At 65.2% G+C, this 17,980-nt stretch carries 16 protein-coding genes and 1 pseudogene; 12 read left to right on the top strand and 5 right to left on the bottom strand.

Going from position 1 to position 17,980, the window contains the following annotated elements; genetic code table 11:
* Position 1: 1 nt before the first annotated feature.
* Positions 2–508: a hypothetical protein gene (locus M2319_RS03610; RefSeq protein ID WP_264600074.1), complete on the top strand. Its 507-nt coding sequence runs from the start codon at positions 2–4 to the stop codon at positions 506–508.
* A 12-nt stretch (positions 509–520) separates the two neighbouring features.
* Here M2319_RS03610 and M2319_RS03605 read toward each other — a convergent pair whose 3' ends face one another.
* Entirely contained in the window at positions 521–715 is a 195-nt protein-coding gene (locus M2319_RS03605) for a DUF2783 domain-containing protein (protein ID WP_264600073.1), read from the bottom strand.
* A gap of 17 nt (positions 716–732) precedes the next feature.
* Positions 733–2,349 (bottom strand): FAD-dependent oxidoreductase, encoded by a 1,617-nt coding sequence (locus M2319_RS03600; RefSeq protein ID WP_264600072.1) that lies wholly within the window; start codon positions 2,347–2,349, stop codon positions 733–735.
* A gap of 214 nt (positions 2,350–2,563) precedes the next feature.
* Here M2319_RS03600 and M2319_RS03595 point away from each other — a divergent pair, with 214 nt between their 5' ends.
* The 10 genes from M2319_RS03595 to M2319_RS03550 all read left to right on the top strand — a co-directional run bounded on the left by M2319_RS03595 (position 2,564) and on the right by M2319_RS03550 (position 13,972).
* Complete coding sequence (locus tag M2319_RS03595; RefSeq protein ID WP_264600071.1) at positions 2,564–3,043, top strand: MarR family winged helix-turn-helix transcriptional regulator; 480 nt, start codon at positions 2,564–2,566, stop codon at positions 3,041–3,043.
* Positions 3,044–3,114: 71 nt separating this feature from the next.
* Complete coding sequence (locus tag M2319_RS03590) at positions 3,115–4,317, top strand: lytic murein transglycosylase (protein WP_264600070.1); 1,203 nt, start codon at positions 3,115–3,117, stop codon at positions 4,315–4,317.
* 123 nt (positions 4,318–4,440) lie between these two features.
* Positions 4,441–5,256 (top strand): alpha/beta hydrolase, encoded by an 816-nt coding sequence (locus tag M2319_RS03585; protein ID WP_264600069.1) that lies wholly within the window; start codon positions 4,441–4,443, stop codon positions 5,254–5,256.
* A 355-nt stretch (positions 5,257–5,611) separates the two neighbouring features.
* The gene (locus M2319_RS03580; RefSeq protein ID WP_264600068.1) at positions 5,612–6,055 is read left to right on the top strand and encodes a DsrE family protein; all 444 of its coding nucleotides are present in this window, start codon (positions 5,612–5,614) and stop codon (positions 6,053–6,055) included.
* A gap of 88 nt (positions 6,056–6,143) precedes the next feature.
* A complete protein-coding gene (locus M2319_RS03575) occupies positions 6,144–8,318 on the top strand; it encodes a caspase family protein (RefSeq protein ID WP_264600067.1) in 2,175 nt (724 codons plus the stop codon).
* A 24-nt stretch (positions 8,319–8,342) separates the two neighbouring features.
* Entirely contained in the window at positions 8,343–10,295 is a 1,953-nt protein-coding gene (locus M2319_RS03570; protein ID WP_264600066.1) for an adenylate/guanylate cyclase domain-containing protein, read from the top strand.
* A gap of 77 nt (positions 10,296–10,372) precedes the next feature.
* Positions 10,373–10,618 (top strand): type II toxin-antitoxin system RelE family toxin, encoded by a 246-nt coding sequence (locus tag M2319_RS03565; protein ID WP_264600065.1) that lies wholly within the window; start codon positions 10,373–10,375, stop codon positions 10,616–10,618.
* A gap of 12 nt (positions 10,619–10,630) precedes the next feature.
* A complete protein-coding gene (locus M2319_RS03560; RefSeq protein WP_264600064.1) occupies positions 10,631–10,993 on the top strand; it encodes a helix-turn-helix transcriptional regulator in 363 nt (120 codons plus the stop codon).
* Between the two features lie 84 nt (positions 10,994–11,077).
* Positions 11,078–11,809: a hypothetical protein gene (locus M2319_RS03555; protein ID WP_264600063.1), complete on the top strand. Its 732-nt coding sequence runs from the start codon at positions 11,078–11,080 to the stop codon at positions 11,807–11,809.
* Between the two features lie 267 nt (positions 11,810–12,076).
* Positions 12,077–13,972, top strand: a complete 1,896-nt coding sequence (locus M2319_RS03550; RefSeq protein WP_319801760.1) for a methyl-accepting chemotaxis protein — start codon at positions 12,077–12,079, stop codon at positions 13,970–13,972.
* A gap of 25 nt (positions 13,973–13,997) precedes the next feature.
* Here the strand turns inward: M2319_RS03550 and M2319_RS03545 are convergent, their stop codons facing one another.
* The 3 genes and pseudogenes from M2319_RS03545 to M2319_RS03535 all read right to left on the bottom strand — a co-directional run.
* Positions 13,998–14,405, bottom strand: coding sequence for a Fur family transcriptional regulator (locus tag M2319_RS03545; RefSeq protein WP_264600061.1), 408 nt, complete (start codon positions 14,403–14,405; stop codon positions 13,998–14,000).
* A complete protein-coding gene (locus M2319_RS03540; RefSeq protein ID WP_264600060.1) occupies positions 14,402–15,226 on the bottom strand; it encodes a metal ABC transporter permease in 825 nt (274 codons plus the stop codon). Before M2319_RS03540 ends, M2319_RS03545 begins: the two co-directional genes overlap by 4 nt.
* A 34-nt stretch (positions 15,227–15,260) precedes the next feature.
* Positions 15,261–16,064: pseudogene (locus tag M2319_RS03535) on the bottom strand (ATP-binding cassette domain-containing protein); the annotation flags it as partial.
* Positions 16,065–16,313: 249 nt separating this feature from the next.
* Between M2319_RS03535 and M2319_RS03530 the strand changes: the two are divergent.
* On the top strand, positions 16,314–17,378 hold the full coding sequence (locus M2319_RS03530) for a zinc ABC transporter substrate-binding protein (RefSeq protein WP_264600059.1): 1,065 nt from the start codon (positions 16,314–16,316) through the stop codon (positions 17,376–17,378).
* The last annotated feature ends 602 nt before the right edge of the window (positions 17,379–17,980 follow it).

Below are 17,980 nucleotides of genomic sequence, written 5' to 3'. Positions count from 1 at the left end.
GATGCCGGCACGATTTCGGCAAACGCTTTCTGTCCTCAGAGTTCCCGTCGGGCTTTCTTGCGCGAGCTTGATTCTTTTTGTCGGTCTCTGTTGCGCAATCGTTCTGATCGCGAAATACGATCCGGTCTACGCAAGACATTTGGCGCTCGGGTGGTCGCTTTCTTACTATGTCCTGCTGACTGCAATCAGTGTTCTGTTCGGGATACTGATCGCATATTCACGGTTTTTGCTCGCGAATATATTGCTTTCGGCGGTTTTCATCTGGTTCATGGCGAACCTGCTCGCCGAAAAATGGACTTATGGGGTGACGACTTTCACGATTGTTGGCCCGGTGCACCACACCATTGGCCTCGTCATTTTTTCCACCGCATCGATCGCCTGTGCATTTACGGCCGGCCTGTTGCTCGCCCGGGAGATCACCGCAGTGGCGCGCTGGATATGGCGAAAAACCGGCGATTCGCTGCGCGGCGCCCTCGACCGGGAACGCCGGACGCGCGGCATCCGGTAGGCCGCCATCCCGCTACGCCTTCGCCTCCCCCGCCGCCAATGTGATCGCCTCGGCCAGCACATCGTTGTCGCCGATGTGGTTGGAGAGGATCAGGATCAGCCTGGCGTTCATGCGGTCGACGGCGTCGTCGGTAAGATCGCGCTGGGCGTTGATCAAGGTCTCGTAGAACCCGTCCGGATCGGCGATGTTCGGCTTGAGATTGAGCATTTCTTGTTCCCCTCCTGTCAATGCCGCTGGCCGGTGGCGCGGGCGAGGGCGGCGGCGATGCGGTCGGGGTCGAAGGTGCGCCAGCGGCCGGCGACGTACTGGTCGGGGCGGATGAGGTAGACCGCGCCACTGGCGCCGTCATAGCGCTCCGTCAGTACGCCCTTTTCGTCGACGATGTCCGTGCCGACCGCGATCACCGGGGCCTCGATCTCGCCGACGGCGATGGTCTTGCCGTGCGGCAGGTCGCCGAAGACGACGATGGCAAAGCCGTCGCCGAGCGCGCGCAGGAACCAATCGTCCTTACCGCCCTTCTTCACCGGTGCATCGGCGCAGTTGGTGCCCGGTACCATGGCGCCCCTAAAATCGTCCTCGTCCGGCGTGTTGAGCGGCGAGTTGCAATAGGGCGTCGGCGTCGACAGGCGGCCGCTGTTGACCAGCGGGCGGGCAAAATCGTGGGTCTTGGCAAGATCCAGCACGGCGTCGCGGAAGACGCGGCTCATGCGGTTCTTCGGGGTGATGAAGTCGGTGGAGCGGGTCGAGGCGAGAAGGTTCTCGTCGGCGGCAAAGATGCGCTCGTCTTCATAGCTGTCGATGAGGGCTTCGGGCGCCAGGCCGTCGAGCACCAGCCTCAGCTTCCAGGTCAGATTGTCGATGTCCTGGACGCCCGTGTTGGCGCCGCGGGCGCCGAAGGGCGAGACCTGGTGGGCGGCGTCGCCGGCAAAGAGCACCCGGCCGTGGCGGAATTTCTCCATGCGCCGGCAGGCGAACTGATAGACCGACACCCATTCCAGTTCAAACTCCGTGTCCTCCCCGAGCATGGCTTTGAGGCGCGGCAGCACGTTTTCCGGCTTCTTGGCCTCCTCCGGATCGGCGTCGCGGCCGAGCTGGAAGTCGATGCGCCAGACATTATCGGACTGCTTGTGCAGCAGCACCGACTGGCCGCGATGGAAGGGCGGGTCGAACCAGAACCAGCGCTCGGTCGGGAAGTCGGCCTTCATGACGACGTCGGCGATGAGGAACCGGTCCTCAAACACCTTGCCGGCGAAATCGGCGCCGACCATGCCGCGCAGGTCGCTCCGGGCGCCGTCGCAGGCGATGACCCAGTCGGCCTCCATGGCAAAGACGCCGTCGGGCGTCTCCACCGTGAGGACTGCATGGTCCTCCGTCTGCTCCAGCCCGACGACCTTGTGTTTCCAGCGCAGATCGACCAGATCGCTGGCATCGCACAGCGCCACCAGTTCCTCCTCCAGGTAATATTGCTGGAGGTTGATCATCGCCGGCATGTGGTGGTCGGCCTCCGGCAGGAGATTGAAGCTGTAGGCGAGGTCGTCGCCGAAGAACACCTTGCCGACCTGCCAGCTCACGCCTTTCTCGACCAGCCTGTCGCCGCAGCCGAGCCGGTCCCAGATTTCCAGCGGCCGCTTGGCGTAGCAGACGGCGCGCGAGCCGACCGAGACGGTGTTGTTGTCGTCGAGGAGCACGGCCGGGATGCCGCGCTTTGCGCAATCCAGCGCGGCGGTGAGCCCGATCGGCCCGCCGCCGACGATCACCACCGGATGGCGGCGCAAGCGGCCGTCGCGCTGTTCGGCCGAGCAGATATAGTCGAATTCCGGGAATTCGTAGGTCTTCAGCATCGCTTCCTCCCGCGACGTCCGATGCGTTGCCGGCGCCGCTTATTATTAGTAACGATTGTTACCATTCACATTAGACAAATTCGAATATGCAAGTCAACGTGGATCAGGAGGCCGCATTTTCCCCGGAAAACAGCAATCCCCTCCTCGCTGACCGGCTCCGCGACTGCTCGCGCCCGCATTGTCATTTTCGCGCATCTGTGACTATCCTGACGCCATGCTGACGCCGGACGATGCCCCCGAGACCCGCGAAGCGCTGTCGCTGGAACGCTTCATGCCTTACCGGCTCGCCGTGCTCGCCCACGAGGTCTCCGGCGCCGTCGCCCAGCTCTATGGCGAGCGCTTCAACCTCTCGCGCCCCGAATGGCGGGTACTGGCGGCCCTCGGCGAGCGCGGGGCGATGACGGCCCGCGAAATCTCCGACTATTCCACCCTCGACAAGATGCAGGTGAGCCGCGCGGTGAATCGAATGCTTGCCGAGGAGCTCCTCGTCGGCGGGCTCGATGCAGCCGACCGGCGCCGCAAAATCCTTCGGCTGACGAAGAAGGGCGAGACGCTTTTCGCCCGGATTGCGCCGCTGGCGCTTGCCCGCGAATCGTTCATCCTGTCGACCTTGACGCCTGAGGAATTGCGAACATTTGACAAGGTCGTCGACAAGCTGATTCAAAAGGCGCGCGAATTGCAGCAATGGGGGTGACCGGCACGGGGCTGGTCGGGGCGCTCCTTCGCGATTGATCGGACAATCCAGATCGGGAGGAACGGGACACGATGCGGCAGATCCTTGCAGGCATAATGATCGGGGCGGTGCTGACCGCCGCGCCGGCAACGGCGGAAGCGGGCAATCGCAACTGCCGGAACACGGGCAGCTTCGATCGCTGGATGGCGGACTTCAAGCGCGACGCAGCCGCGGCCGGCGTCTCCAAGCGCGCCATCGACAAGGGGCTCCGCGGCGTCGGCTTCAGCGCCAAGGTCGTCAAGCACGACCGCCGGCAGGTGGTGTTTTCGCAGACCTTCCTGAAATTCGCCGGGCGGATGGTGAACAACTACCGGCTCAAGACCGGCCGCAGCTTGATGAAGAAATATGCCGGCACCTTCGACAGGATCGAGCAGCAATATGGCGTGCCGGCGCCGGTGATCACCGGCTTCTGGGGCCTGGAGACCGATTTCGGCGCCAATACCGGCGATTTCCCGGTGCTGACGGCGCTGGCAACGCTCGCCTATGACTGCCGGCGGCCGGAGCTGTTCCGCCCGCAGCTCATTGATGCGCTGCGGATCGTGGAGCGCGGCGACCTGCAGCCGAGCCAGATGCTCGGCGCCTGGGCCGGCGAACTCGGCCAGACCCAGTTCCTGCCCTCCGACTACTACCACCGCGGCGTCGACTATGACGGCGACGGCAAGGTCAATCTGATCAAGAGCGTGCCGGACGTGCTGGCCTCCACCGCCAACCTCCTTGCCCACCACGGCTGGCGCCGCGGCGAGCCGTGGATGACCGAGGTGCGCGTGCCGAACAATCTGCCCTGGGACCAGGCCGACGTCACCATCAAGCATCCGCGCTCGCAATGGGCCGCCTGGGGCGTCACCCGCGCCAACGGCAAGAAGCTGCCCTCCGACGGGCTCGCCGCCTCGCTGCAACTGCCGATGGGGCGCAACGGCCCGGCCTTTCTCGTCTATCCGAATTTCGACATCTACCGGCAGTGGAACAAGTCGAACATCTATTCCACGACGGCGGCCTATTTCGCGACCCGCCTCGCCGGCGCCTCCAAGGTGCATTCGGGCAGCGGCAAGGTCGCCTCGCTCAGCTACGACCAGATCAAACAACTGCAGAGGAAGCTGAAGGCGCGCGGCTACGACGTCGGCGGCGTTGACGGCTTCATCGGCCTGAAGACGCGGGCGGCCGTCAAGGACATGCAGTTGAAGCTCGGCCTGCCGGCGGATTCCTTCCCGACGCCCGATCTTTTGAACCGGCTCTAGACGGTGGGAATTAGGGGACCGTCATACGGCCGGGAAAAGGGCCCGGGGAGCATCTGCGGGCTCGTCGGCCTTGCCTTTACGGTGCTCGTCGCGATGGCTGGGCCGGCTTCGGCCGAGTATCAGTTGAAGCCTTTCAAGGACCAGCTCTTTGCCTATCCGGGCATTCTGGAGAAGACGGACGGCGGAGCGTTCCTGCGGGTCGACTATGACGAGCGCCGCGACCTCGACGAGCGCGACGCCATCAAGGAGCAGCGGGTCAAGTCCGACTACGTCTCCCTGAAGCCGCGCTGGTCCGAGCAGACGCTGCAGTTCAAGGCCGGCGGGCGGATGATAAAATTCATTGCCGCCGGCAAGACGCGCGATGCCCGCATGGCCGTCATCTACATCCACGGCCAGGGCGGCAACCGCTTCCAGGGCGCGAACGACTGGCGCTTCGGCGGCAATTTCAACCGCATCAAGAACCTGATGACCCGCAATGACGGGCTCTTCATCTCCACCGACTTTTCCGACTTCGGCACCCGCGGCAAGGACGAGGTCAAGCAGCTCATGAAGCTGGTCGCCGCCAATTCGCCCGGCGCGCCGATCTTCGTTGCCTGCGGCTCCATGGGCGGGGCGATCTGCTGGCGGCTGTCGGAAGACCCGGAGGCGGCAAGGCTCCTCGGCGGCCTCCTCTTCCTCGGCTCCATGTGGAACAACGACTTCTTCAAGATGCCGATGCTGACGGACAAGTCGCGCTGGGTGCCGATCTATTTCGGCCACGGCAGCGCCGACAGCGTGTTTCCCTGGGAAAGCCAGAAGGAATTCTTCGAAAAGATCCGCCGCGCGGCGCCCGGCTATCCGGTCAAATTCGTCCTCTTCGAGACCGGCAGCCACGGCACACCGATCCGCATGACCGACTGGCGGGCCGTGCTGAACTGGATGTTGAGTGTGAACGGCTGAGGGCCTTGCGCCGTCTTCTTGCCCGCCTCCTCCTCTTGAGGCTTTTTCGCTAACTTTGCCACCCACTCCGCGTCACCGCCGTGCTTGACACGGTGGTCCATGATGAGGAGCGGCAACTTTCAACCTAACGGATTGAAATCAAAGGCCCTATGGATTGCCGGGTCAAGCCCGGCAATGATGCGGGAGAGGGTGGAAACGCCGGGGCGACATCGCACGTGCACTCCTTTTCTCGGGCAAGACTCTGCGTTGCACCCTCACGACAAAACGATTTCCGTTTTTTCTATATGTCTCTAAGCTTCCCCCCATGGCGCCCGGAAAAAGAGGCGCTGACAGACACTTGGGGAAGAAACGCACCATGACGATCAGCCTGAAGGCGGCGATGGCCGCCGTATTCCTTGTTGCCGCCGCCCAGCCCGGATTTGCCGCCGGCAGGACCCACAAGATCGCCGTCCATGTGGACCAGTCGGACAAGACCGTCCTCAACATGGCGCTCAACAACGTCCAGAACCTCAAAAAATACTACGACGCCAAGGGCGACACGGCGATCATCGAGGTGGTCGCCTACGGGCCGGGCCTGACGATGCTGCGGGACGACACCAGCCCGGTGAAGGATCGCATCGAGACGATGAGCCTTGAGATCGAGAACCTCACCTTTTCCGCCTGCGCCAACACGCAACAAGCGATGAGCCGCAAGGACGGCAAGGAAGTGGCGTTGATCGAGGAGGCGACGATCGTTCCCTCCGGCGTTGCCCGCCTCATCGAGCTGCAGGAAGAAGGCTACACCTATGTGAGGCCCTAGCGCCTTGCTGCGGGCTGCCCGCCTTGCCCTTGTGCCGGGAGCGTGTACCATCGCCGTCCCTCTCTTCTGGTCCTTGACGGAGATGCCCATGCGGCGCTCGATCGTTGCGCTTTTTCTGATCGCACTCGCGATCGCCGCCCCCGCCAGTGCCGCGGAGCGGCTGGCGCTCGTCATTGGCAATGCCGGCTATTCCAGCAGCACGCTGACGGCGCTGAAGAACCCGACCAACGATGCGGCGCTGATCGCCGATGCGCTGAAGAAGGCCGGTTTTACGGTCGACACCGTGCTCGATGCGGATCTTCGCACCATGAAGCGGGCGATTGCGTCCTTCGGCAAGAAGCTGACCGAGGCCGGGCCCGACGCACTCGGCATGTTCTACTATTCCGGCCACGGCTTCCAGGCGAACGGCCTCAACTACCTGGCGCCTCTCAAGGCCAGTCTTGAGGACGAGGTCGACGCGGAGTTCGAGGCGCTGTCGGTCGACTGGGTGCTCGGCAAGCTGGAACAGGCGCACAAGGGCGCCAATGTCATCGTGCTTGATGCCTGCCGTAACACCGCACTCTCACGCAGCATCAACACCGCTAATGAGGGGCTCGCGCTCCTGCGCGCGACGCCGCGAGGTTCCTTCATCAGCTTTGCCACCGCGCCGGGTTCCACGGCGACCGACGGCGCGAGCCTCAACAGCCCCTATACGGCCGCGATTGCGCGCGAGATCCTGCGGCCCGGCCAGACGGTGGAGACCGCGTTCAAGAACGTGCGCCGCTCGGTCGTTGCGGAGACCGGCGGCAAGCAGGTGCCCTGGGACCATTCCTCGCTGACCGCCGATATCGTCTTCGTGCCCGCCGATGCGGCGGCCGAGAATGCGGCCGTCGCGGCGCTTTCGAAAAAAAGCGGCGACCAGAGCGCCATGCAGATCGAGTTGCAGCTCTGGAATGACGTCAAGAACGGCTCGGCTCCGGAACTGCAGCTCTATCTCGACAAGTTTCCGGACGGCGCCTTTGCCGGGCTCGCCAAGGCGCGGCTTGCCGAGGCGGGCGGCAGCGGCGGCGAGATCACGCCGCAGATGGAGCAGCTTTTCGCCCAGCTCGCCAGCCGCTCGCTCATCGTCGACAATCCGACCGAGCCCTACGAGTTCTACTCCAATGCGCGGCTCAACGAGATCAAGGGCAATTTTCTGAAGGCCCGGCAGGACTATCTGAAGTTCTTCGCCTTCGGCCTGCCTTACGTCGATCCGCACTACCGCTTCCAGAACTTTCTGAAGGCCCAGGAGGGCCGCGCCGGGGCCCGCGAGACCTATTTCGCCCTTGCCGCCGGGACGCGCGATCCGATCCTCAATTTCGTCACCGTCCTCCTCAACGACCGGGAGCAGCGGGTGGAGGAGCTGGAGGGCGTGATCGAGCGCAATCCGGACTTCGCGCCGGCCTATTACGAACTCAGCCGCGACTTCTCGCTCGCCCGGCTCGGCCGCCAGTCGACCGCCGACAAGCGGCGCGAGCTTGAGCTGCTCTCCCGCTTCATGGAGCTTGTCGACGAGGGCCAGTTCCTCAAATATTTCATCGACCAGCAGCTTGCCGCCGACCAGATCGAGGACGCCAAGACGAGGCTCGCCGCCCTCTCCTTCCTCAGCAGGAAGGCGCTGACCAACCCGGTGAGCCTCACCTCCATGCGCAGCAACCAGGGCTGGATGCTGAGCCTTTCCATCGCCGACCAGGTGGAGGAAATCTTCGTTGCCAAGGAGGGCGCCGACTTCCGCTCCACCGGCTTCCTGCAAGGGGCGATCCATCCGACCACCGGCAAGCCGATCCCCTACCCGACCGTGGAACTGCCCGGCCATACCGGGCCGACGACGCTGCAGGTGCGCTACCGGGACATCCGCGGCGAGACGCAAGGTCCCTATGAGATCAATTTCGATCCGGATACGGCGCTTATCGCCGGCCAGAAGAATATTCTGGAGCAGATGTCCAATTCCTGGGTCAGCTACCGCGACTGGAACGGCAAGATGCTGATCTATTTCACGCACCTGATCAGCTATCGCTGCGCCATCGACAGCGTCGAATACGGCTTCGACACGGACATGCCCGACCGGGAATACCGGCTCGCCGCATGCGATCCGAACAATCCCCATGTGGTGGAGACCGCGAGCGGCAATCCGACCGACATCTACGCGACCGTGCCGCGCGGCACCGGCTACACCTCGCTGCGGCTCACCTACAAGGACGGCACCCAATCGGAGATCAAGCGCTTCGATGTGGTGCCGCAATAGGCCATCCGGGGGCCGGCCGGGACCATGACGGAACGACCCGAGCGCCGCCGGCGCCTGCGCTTCGGCGGCTGGCCGGCCGCGATCCTTGCCGTCGCGCTGGCCACCGGGGTCGGCTTTGCCGTCGGCCACCGGCTGGAGCCGCGGATTGGCGACATCCTTACCTCTGTCCTCCATGTCTGGCACGATCCGCCGAAGGACATCGTCGTCGTTGCCGTGGACGAGGAAACGCTGTCCACCCTTCCCTATCGCTCGCCCATCGACCGGGCCTTCCTTGCCGAACTGATCGCCCGCATCGACCGCGCGAAACCCGCCGTCATCGGCCTCGACATCCTGATCGACCAGCGAAGTGAGCCGGCAAAGGACCTTGCCCTTCTCTCCGCTGTGCGGACGGCCAGGACGCCGATCGTCATGGGGTTCGCGACCCGCATGGACGGTCTGACGGAGAAGCAGGCGGCGTTCCTGACAGACGCGCTTGCCGGCTTCGACAAGGGGCTCGTGACGCTGCTGCGCGAGCGCGACGACGGCACCGTGCGCGACCTGACCGCCGGGCGCGTCGTCGACGGCGATTGGCAGGACGGGCTCGCCGCCGCGATAGCGACAAGGCTCGGCGCGAAGGTGCCGCGGGCAGGCGATCCGGGCCGCATCACCTATTTCAGCGACGCCGAGGGACGGCCGCACCGGTTCCCGGTCTACCCCGCGCATGTGGCGGCCAACCTTCCCGATGCCTGGTTTGCCGGCAAGGCGGTGCTGATCGGCGCGATGCTGCCGACGGCGGACCTGCACCAGACGCCGTTCACCACGGCGCTCGGGGCGGAGGCCGGGCTCATCCACGGCGTCCTCATCCATGCCCAGATGCTGGCCCAGATGCTCGCGGGCACCCATTACGAGACGCTGGAGCTGCTTGGGGAACTCGGCTTCACCGCGCTCCTTGCGGTGCTGACGGCCCTCGTCTTTGCCGGGCTTTCCTCGCCGCTCCTCAGGATCGTCGGCCTCGGCGCCCTCCTCCTTGCGCTCTGGGCCGTGGGCATCCAGGTCTTCACCCACGCCCATCTGCAATTGCCGCTGATTGCCCCCAGCCTTGCCGCGCTCGTCGTCGGCGGCATCCTTGCCGCCGTGCAGTGGCTGCGCGACCGGGCCCAGCGCGACTATATCGAGCACGCCTTTTCCCACTATGTGAGCCCGGCGCTGGTTCGCCGCATGGTGTCGAGTGAGGAGGCCCTCGCCCTCGGCGGCGAGAAGCGCATCATCACCTCCGTCTTCACCGACCTTGAAGGCTTTACCCACCTCGCCGAGGGCCTGCCGGCGCAGGAGGTGGCCGAACTCCTCAACGAATATCTCGACCGGGTCTGCGGCCTCTTCCTCGCCCATGAGGCAACCATCGACAAGATCGTCGGCGATGCCGTCGTCGGCTTCTTCGGCGCACCGGAAAGCCAGGACGACCAGGCGGCGCGGGCCGTCGCGCTGGCGCTCGCCGTCGACGCGTTTTCCGAAGGCTACCGGAGCGTGCTGAAAGAGCGCGGGATATCGCTCGGCGTCACCCGCATCGGCGTCCATCGCGGCGAGGCGATCGTCGGCAATTTCGGCGGCAAGCGGTTCTTCGACTACACGGCCATCGGCGACACGGTGAACACGGCTTCCCGGCTCGAAGCCGCCAACCGCACGATCGGCGGGCGCATCTGCGTCAGCGGCACCGTGGCGGAGGCGGCGCCCGACCGGACCTTCCGGCCGATCGGCACGCTGGTGGTGAAGGGAAAGAGCATCGGCATTGCCTGTTTCGAGCCGCTGTCGGGGAACGGCGCGACGGCAGAGACCTATCGCAAGAGCTTTGCCGCACTGGAAGCGGGCGATCTCGACGCCGCACGCGCGGGCTTCGAAGAAGCGCTTCGGGAGGCCCCGGGCGATCCGCTTTCCGCCTTCTGGCTCGGCCGCATCGCCGCGGGCCAGACTTCCACCACCATCGTGCTTGCAGCGAAATGATGATAGGCTGAATTACGCTAAAGCGTGTTTTCCTTTCAATTCATACGTTATACCGTATTAGATGACGGGATTGGGCAATGGAGCTCTTCATCACGCGAAAGGCGCTGAAGCAGATGAAGGTGATCCCGGTCCGCGACCGCATCTTTTCTGCCCTCGAAGCCTACGCCACCGACCCGTCGGTTGGTGATGTGGTGAAGCTGCAGGGAACGACCTCCACCTATCGCCTGCGCGTCGGCGATTGGCGGGCCGTTTTCGATATCGACGAGGCGGCGGGTACGATGACGGTCACCCGCGTCGCCCATCGTCGCGACATCTATCGCTAAGGAGAACGGGCCATGACCAAGCCGTTGGTATCGGCGACCCCGGAGGGAGAAAGCCTGGTGACGATCACGGCTTCCGAATATGCCCGACTGACGGCGCGCGCCCAGGATATCGCCGACGCGGCGCGGGCGGCGGAGGGACGCAGTGGCCCGGCCCTGCCGGCGGACCTTGCCCGGCGCGTCCTCGCCGGCGATCTGCACCCGCTGGTCGCCTGGCGCAAGGCGGCCGGACTGACGCAGGCGCAACTGGCCGAAAGGTCGGGCCAGCGCTCGGCGACCATCAGCGACATCGAGGCCGGTAAGGTCGATCCCCGGCTGTCGACGGTAAAAGCGCTGGCCGAGGCATTGGACCTCGACATCGACGACCTCGTCCCCTGACGCGTGTCCGCGGCCCTGTCCCGCTTGCGGCCAAGTGACCGCGACCCCAATTCCATGCTTTGATGGATCGAAAGGGAGGCGGCGATGTTGCGGCTTTTGCTAGGCTTGATGCTGCTGGTCGGTGCGGCGGGCGCTGCCGCCGCGCAGGGGCCGCTGGTCGTCATCGCGGCGACCACCGGCGACGGGCGTTACGCCGCAGGGACCGTCATCGAGGATGCGGACGCGATCGGCCTTGCCGCCGGCGAGACGCTGACGCTGTTGGCCGAGGACGGCACGGTGACCCGGGTTGAAGGCCCACGGGAGGGCGCCGCGGCGGCCTCCGCCGACGAGGCCGCTTTGCCGCCGGGGCTTTCCCGGATCGCCGGCTTCGTTGCCGGTGCGTCCGGCGAAACCAACGTGCTGGGCGCATCCCGGCGCGCCGACGGCCGCGAGGGCATCGCCCCGCAGCCGGACATCTGGATGATCAATGTGGACAGTTCCGGCGAGCGCTGCGTGGAAGCCGCACCACTGACGCTCTGGCGCAAGGATGCTCTCCGCCCGGCCTCGGTGACGGTGCGGGGCGAGCGCGAAAAACTCTCCGAAAAGAGCTGGCCGATGGGCAAGGCGACGATGGAGCTGCCGGCGCGGCTCTCCCATGACGGCGACCGGCTGGTGCTGTCCATCGACGGCAACCCGCGCCGCTACACGCTGCATGTGCGGCCCGATGCGATCAAGGCCGACGATTGGGGCGGTATCCTCCGGTGGATGATCGACAAGGACTGCAAGCGCCAGGCAAGCCTCGTCATTACAGGGCTGCATTCGGGACGACTGAAATAAAACCAGGGGTAAAAACGCCAGATTCGACTTCGCGCTCTCCGATTATTGCGTATTTAATGTATAATTTGTGACTGGCCCGCCATTCAGCCGAATATTACAGTCTTAAGGACCATTTAATCTTTTTTGAGCAGGCTGCAACCAAGAAGCGACTCGGCTTTACTTCGAATCAAATTGGTTACCGCAATTCAGAGGTCAGTGCAGATGGTCGGCGGCTTGGGAATCCGAATTTTTTCGATCGGCCTTTTGGGCATGGTCGGCGTCCTCGCGTTGGGCGGTGTCTATCTTGCCGGCGACAACAAGGCGGCGCGGTACGGCGACAGGGCGGTCAAGGCCGACGAGATCGGTCGCCAGGCATTGCTTCTCGATGCGGCCCTCCTCAACGCGCGCCGGGCGGAAAAGGACTTCCTGCTGCGGTCCGACACGCAATATGCGGACCGCCATGCCGAGATCAGCCAGACGGTCGACAGCATCCTTGCCGAAATCCGCAAGGATGCCGTTGCGTCGGACTGGCGGGAGATCACCGGCGAGGCCGACCAGGTCAAGGCCGGCTTCGACACCTATGTGACGAGCTTCAAGGCGGTGGTTTCCGCCAGCATCGCGCGCGGACTGGCGCCGGACAAGGGGCTTCAGGGGAGCCTGCGCAGCTCGGTCCACGACGTCGAGGATCGGCTGAAGGCCTTCGATGCGCCGCGGCTCGCCGCCGACATGCTGATGCTGCGCCGGCACGAAAAGGACTTCATGCTGCGCGGCGACCCGAAATATGTCGACCGGCTGAAGAAAGGCGTCGAGACCTTCTCCGCGACGCTCGCCGCCTCGGACCTGCCGGCGGCCGACAAGGCGCAGATTTCCGACCTGATCGCCGCGTACCAGCGCGATTTCCTCGCCTGGTCCGACGCCGCCGAGGTCGTCCGCGTCCGCACCAGTGAGATGTCCGCCGCCTACGCGGCGCTGGAGCCGACGGTCGGCCAGATCGTCGCCCGGATCGGCACGACCGCCGAACAGGCGCGGACAGCGCGCGATGCCGTCTTCAGCCAGACCCGGTCGATCATCACCTGGTCGATCGTCGCCGTCGCCGTCCTCGTCATGTTCGCTGCCTGGCTGATCGGCCGCTCGGTGGTGCGCCCGCTGTCGCGGATGACGGCGACCATGGGCGTCCTTGCCGACGGCAACCTGGCCGTCGAGATCCCGGACACCGGGCGCAGCGACGAGATCGGCAAGATGGCTGCCGCCGTCGAAGTCTTCAAGAGCAACGCCATCGAGCGCAAGCGCCTGGAAGACCAGGAAAAGGACGAGGAAGCGCGGCGCGCGGCCGCCCGCAAGGCCGACATGGAACGCCTTGCCGACAGTTTCGAGAGCGCCGTCGGCGACATCATCCGGACCGTCTCCACCTCGTCGCGGGAACTGGAGAGTTCGGCCGACGTCCTCACCGGGACGGCGCAGCGCACCCGCGAGCTGTCGACCAGCGTCGCAGCCGCGTCGGACGAGGCCTCCGCCAATGTCCAGTCGGTGGCATCTGCCAGCGAGGAAATGGCCGCCTCGGTCAACGAAATCGGCCGGCAGGTGCTGGAGTCCAGCCAGATCGCCGCAGAGGCCGTCGGGCAGGCGGACCGCACGGATGCACGCATCGGGACCCTTTCGGAGGCGGCCACGCGGATCGGCGACGTCGTCAACCTGATCACCGAGATCGCCCAGCAGACCAACCTTCTCGCCCTCAACGCCACGATCGAGGCGGCGCGGGCCGGCGAGGCCGGCAAGGGCTTTGCCGTGGTCGCCGCCGAGGTCAAGCAACTGGCCGAGCAGACCGCCAAGGCCACAGAAGAGATCGGCGCCCAGATCGGCAACATCCAGACGGCCACGGGCGAGTCCGTCGGCGCGATCAAGGAGATCGGGGCGACCATCGGGCGCCTGTCCGACATCTCCGCCGGGATCGCGGCTGCAATCGAGGAGCAGGGTGCGGCAACCCAGGAAATCACCCGCAACGTCACCGAGGCCGCGACCGGAACGGCCGAGGTCGCCTCCAACATCTCCGACGTCAATCGCGGCGCGGAAGAAACCGGAGCGGCCTCCTCGCAGGTGCTCTCCTCCGCACGCAGGCTGTCGAGCGACAGCGAGCGGCTGCAGACCGAAGTGACGAAGTTCCTCGACAGCGTCCGGTCCGCCTGACCGGACCCTGGCCGGGGCAGACCGCTCAGTTGGCGGCGCAGCGGCGGCAGGTGCCGCGCAACTCGATCACCGATTTCGTCAGGTGGAAGTGTTCCGCGTCCGCCCATTTGCGGACGTCACGGTTCATCGCCTTATCGGCGAACTCCGTCACCGCGCCGCACTGCTCGCAGATGGCGAAGATGATGGAGTCGTGCGGCACGCAGTCCGGGTGGCTGCAGACGATGAAGGCGTTGAGGCTTTCCAGCCGATGGACGAGGCCGTATTCCTGCAGCTTGTCGAGGGCGCGGTAGACCTGGAGCGGGGCGCGGAACCCCTCGCCGCGCAGCCGGTCGAGGATCGAATAGGCGCTGAGCGGCGCGCCGGCATCGGCGAGCGCATCAAGCACCAGCGCCTGGTTGCGGGTCAGGTCTTGCGCGAGCTCGTTCCCAGTCATTCCCTTGGCTCCGGAGGCACGGCGCCAGCGTAGCGGTTTCTGGCGAGCGACGACAGGCCGACCAGGAAAAAGGCGAAGGCCGCGACGACGATCGACGGCCCGGACGGCGTGTCCCACTCCAGGGATGCATAAAGCCCGGCGATGACGGCGGCAACGCCGATGGCCGCGGCCAATAGCGCCATCTGCTCGGGCCCGCGGGAAAACCAGCGTGCGGTCGCGGCCGGAATGATCAGCAACGCGGTGACCAGCAGCACGCCGACGATCTTCATGGCGATCGCCACCACCAGCGCCATCAACAGCATGAAGAAGAGGTTTGCGCGGTCCGGGTCGAGGCCCTCGGCGGCGGCAAGGTCGCGGTTGACCGTGGCGGCAAAGAGCGGGCGCCAGATCATCGCAAGGACGGCAAGGATCAGCGCGCCGCCGCCATAGATGACCGCGATGTCGGTCCTGGAGACGGCGAGGATATCGCCGAACAGGAAGCCCATCAGGTCGACCCGCACCCAGGTCATGAAGGCAAGGCAGACAAGGCCGAGCGCCAGGGCGGAATGGGACAACAGGCCGAGGAGCGCATCGGAAGAGAGCCGCTCGCGGCGCTGCAGGACGACGAGGATGAGCGAGATCGCCGCCGACATCAAAAAGACGGCGAGCGTGATGTCGACCTCCAGGAGGAGGGCGAGCGCGATGCCGAGAAGGGCGGAATGGGCCAGCGTGTCGCCGTAATAGGCGATGCGGCGCCAGACGATGAAGCAGCCGAGCGGGCCGGCGACGAGGGCAACCCCGACGCCGGCAACGAGGGCGCGCACGAAGAAATCGTCAAGCATCGCCGCCTTCCTTTTTTTCCGACAGTGCCGCCGGGTCCGGGCCATGATGGTGTCCGTCGTCCGGATGGCAATGGGTGGTGACCGTCCCGTCGGCATGCACCACGCGGCCGTCCGGCAGGTGGGTGTGGTCGTGGTGGTGTTCGTAAAGGGCAAGGGTCGCGGCCGCGCGGCCACCGAAAAGGCGCCGGTATTCGGGGCTCTCCAGCACCGATTTCGGCGTTCCCTTGCAGCAGACATGGCCGTTGAGGCAGACGACGCTGTCGGTCGCCGCCATCACCACGTGGAGGTCGTGGGAGATCAAGAGGATGCCGCAGCCGAGGCGGCCGCGGATCTCCGAAATGAGCTCGTAAAGGGCGATCTCGCCGGAGAAATCGACGCCCTGCACCGGCTCGTCGAGGATCAGCAGATCGGGCTTGCGGGCGATGGCGCGGGCCAGCATGGCGCGCTGGAACTCGCCGCCGGAAAGGGTCTGCACGTCGGCCCCGGCAAGGTGGGCGATGCCGACCTCTTCAAGGGCCGCTTCGGCCTCCGCCGTCGACAGCGGCGCCGTCAGCCGCATCAGCCGCGACACGGTCAGCGGCAGGGTCCAGTCGACGGTGAGCTTCTGGGGGACGTAGCCGATCTTCAGCGCCGGATCGCGGATCACCCGTCCCTCGTCCGGCGCGGCGATGCCGCAGGCCATCTTGGCCGTCGTCGATTTGCCCGAGCCGTTGGGTCCGATCAGGGTGACGATCTCGCCGCGGTCGACGGTGAGGTCGACGCCGCGCACCAGCCATTTGCCGCTGGCGTAGCGTCCGGCGTCTTCGAGCCGCAACAGGGTCTGGGCTGGCGACAACATGTCTTTACCAGGGTCCAATCATCAAAGGGGCAATCGGCCTTGCGGGTCCGCGGGCCGGCATTGTGGCGATTGCCGCGCACCGTCCGGCGACCGTTTCGGGCCGGGCCCGGCCGTTTCGCGATTCTGCCAAGGACCGGGCTTGATCGCCTATATGGCACGCGTTATAAGGTAACGCAACAAATGTAATGTAATAACGTTTCATCCACAATCCATGGCCCCGTGCGGGCCGCCCAGCCTCGGAGTTCCGCCATGCGCGCTATCGCCGCCCTCTCCCTCTCGGCCCTGATTGCCTCGGCAACCGTAGGCCTCGCACCCGCCGCCCTTGCGACGGAGCGCGTCGTCGTCTCCATCAAGCCGCTCCATTCGCTCGTTGCCGGCGTCATGGCGGGTGTCGGCACGCCGGAGATCATCGTCGACGGCGCCGGCTCGCCCCATTCCTACAGCCTGAAACCGTCCCAGGCCCAGGACCTGCAGGAGGCCGACGTGATCTTCTGGGTCGGGCCGAAGCTGGAGCCGTTCCTGGAAAAGGCGATCACCACCCTCGGCAGCGACGCGCGGCAGGTGGCGCTGATGGAGGCGCCGGGCCTCACCCTGTTGCCGACGCGATCGGGCGGCGCCTTCGAGCGGCATCACCATGACGGCGAGGCCGACCACCATGAGCATTCGGACGAAGCCGATCATGACGAAGATCATGATCATGCGCATGAGGGGGAAGATGCGCACGAACATGAGCATGCAGATGCTCATGAGCACGAACATGCCGACGCCGACGGGCATGACCACGACCACGGCGCGGTCGATCCGCACCTCTGGCTCGACCCGGAGAATGCGCGCGCCTTCGTTGCCGAGATCGCCCGGGTCCTGTCCGAGGCCGATCCTGAGAACGCAAAGACCTATGCCGCCAACGCAAAGGCGCTCGACGACCGGCTCGCCGGCCTCGAGGCAAAGCTGACAGAGGAGTTGAAGCCCGTGCGCGGCCGGCCCTTCATCACCTTCCACGACGCCTACCAGTATTTCGAGCACCGCTTCGGGCTCGCCTCGGCCGGCTCGATCAGCGTCAATCCGGAATCCATTCCCGGTGCCGAGCGCGTCGCGGAAATCCGCGGGCGTATTACGGAGCTCGGCGCTGCCTGCGTCTTTGCCGAGCCGCAATTCACGCCGAGGCTGATCGCCGTCGTCACCGAGGGCACGGGCGCCACGTGCGCGACGCTCGACCCGCTCGGGGCAGAACTTGACAATGGTTCCGAACTATACTTCTCACTGCTTGAGAACCTTGGCACTTCTCTTCGCACGTGCCTGGCGGAACGCAGCTAGGACAGGACGGCGGCCGATTCGCCAAGAAATGCGGGAATGAAACCGATCGACGAATGCTTTTGGCCGGCCGGGCCGTGCCGACGACGCTCGCGTCGGCGCCCGGCCGGCGCTTCCGAGAGGCTCCGGCACGGCACACGCGAAAGGCCCGTGCCCGGGAGCCGGTCTGGCGGCCTCATGGCCGGCAAGAGCGCCGTCATCGGCGCCGGAGATGGACGACGGCGGGGCGAGGCCGGCGGGTTGCGGACCGCCAAGAACAGGGCGTCTGACGCACGCCGCGCATTTCTGCCTAACGCATTCTTCAAAAAAGACTTTTTCCAAAAACGGACACAGGCCAACGGTTTTTCAATCATTCGCAGATAACGTCCGGGGTTCCGGTCGGCGTCCCGCAAGCGCCTGCCGTTCGCGACCGGATCGGGCATCCCGCGAACGCTGCAGCCAGCCTGAAAAGGTGCAGCAATTCTTGATTTGTAGCCGTAAATTATTGCAATTTTAAGTATATTTGCTGCTGCAGTAGTGTATTCAATGTATATACTACGTTTCCAGCCTTTTTGTATTCTAATTTACGCAATTTTAAACTGCTTCGTCTTCAAATTAAGTCAGGC

This window comes from Rhodobium gokarnense (genome assembly GCF_025961475.1).
GTDB classification, from domain to species: Bacteria; Pseudomonadota; Alphaproteobacteria; order Rhizobiales; family Rhodobiaceae; genus Rhodobium; species Rhodobium gokarnense.
The sequence above is the reverse complement of the archived record's forward strand: the minus strand, read 5'-3'. Positions and strand labels throughout refer to the sequence as shown.

Excerpts from the sequence above, each read along its gene's own strand:
- M2319_RS03590 (WP_264600070.1), top strand. The coding sequence starts at position 3,115 with ATGCGGCAGATCCTTGCAGGCATAATGATCGGGGCGGTGCTGACCGCC.
- M2319_RS03565 (WP_264600065.1), top strand. The coding sequence starts at position 10,373 with ATGGAGCTCTTCATCACGCGAAAGGCGCTGAAGCAGATGAAGGTGATC.
- M2319_RS03530 (WP_264600059.1), top strand. The coding sequence starts at position 16,314 with ATGCGCGCTATCGCCGCCCTCTCCCTCTCGGCCCTGATTGCCTCGGCA.
- M2319_RS03595 (WP_264600071.1), top strand. The coding sequence starts at position 2,564 with ATGCTGACGCCGGACGATGCCCCCGAGACCCGCGAAGCGCTGTCGCTG.
- M2319_RS03570 (WP_264600066.1), top strand. The coding sequence starts at position 8,343 with ATGACGGAACGACCCGAGCGCCGCCGGCGCCTGCGCTTCGGCGGCTGG.
- M2319_RS03540 (WP_264600060.1), bottom strand. The coding sequence starts at position 15,226 with ATGCTTGACGATTTCTTCGTGCGCGCCCTCGTTGCCGGCGTCGGGGTT.
- M2319_RS03555 (WP_264600063.1), top strand. The coding sequence starts at position 11,078 with ATGTTGCGGCTTTTGCTAGGCTTGATGCTGCTGGTCGGTGCGGCGGGC.
- M2319_RS03575 (WP_264600067.1), top strand. The coding sequence starts at position 6,144 with ATGCGGCGCTCGATCGTTGCGCTTTTTCTGATCGCACTCGCGATCGCC.
- M2319_RS03560 (WP_264600064.1), top strand. The coding sequence starts at position 10,631 with ATGACCAAGCCGTTGGTATCGGCGACCCCGGAGGGAGAAAGCCTGGTG.
- M2319_RS03605 (WP_264600073.1), bottom strand. The coding sequence starts at position 715 with ATGCTCAATCTCAAGCCGAACATCGCCGATCCGGACGGGTTCTACGAG.
- M2319_RS03580 (WP_264600068.1), top strand. The coding sequence starts at position 5,612 with ATGACGATCAGCCTGAAGGCGGCGATGGCCGCCGTATTCCTTGTTGCC.
- M2319_RS03600 (WP_264600072.1), bottom strand. The coding sequence starts at position 2,349 with ATGCTGAAGACCTACGAATTCCCGGAATTCGACTATATCTGCTCGGCC.
- M2319_RS03610 (WP_264600074.1), top strand. The coding sequence starts at position 2 with ATGCCGGCACGATTTCGGCAAACGCTTTCTGTCCTCAGAGTTCCCGTC.
- M2319_RS03545 (WP_264600061.1), bottom strand. The coding sequence starts at position 14,405 with ATGACTGGGAACGAGCTCGCGCAAGACCTGACCCGCAACCAGGCGCTG.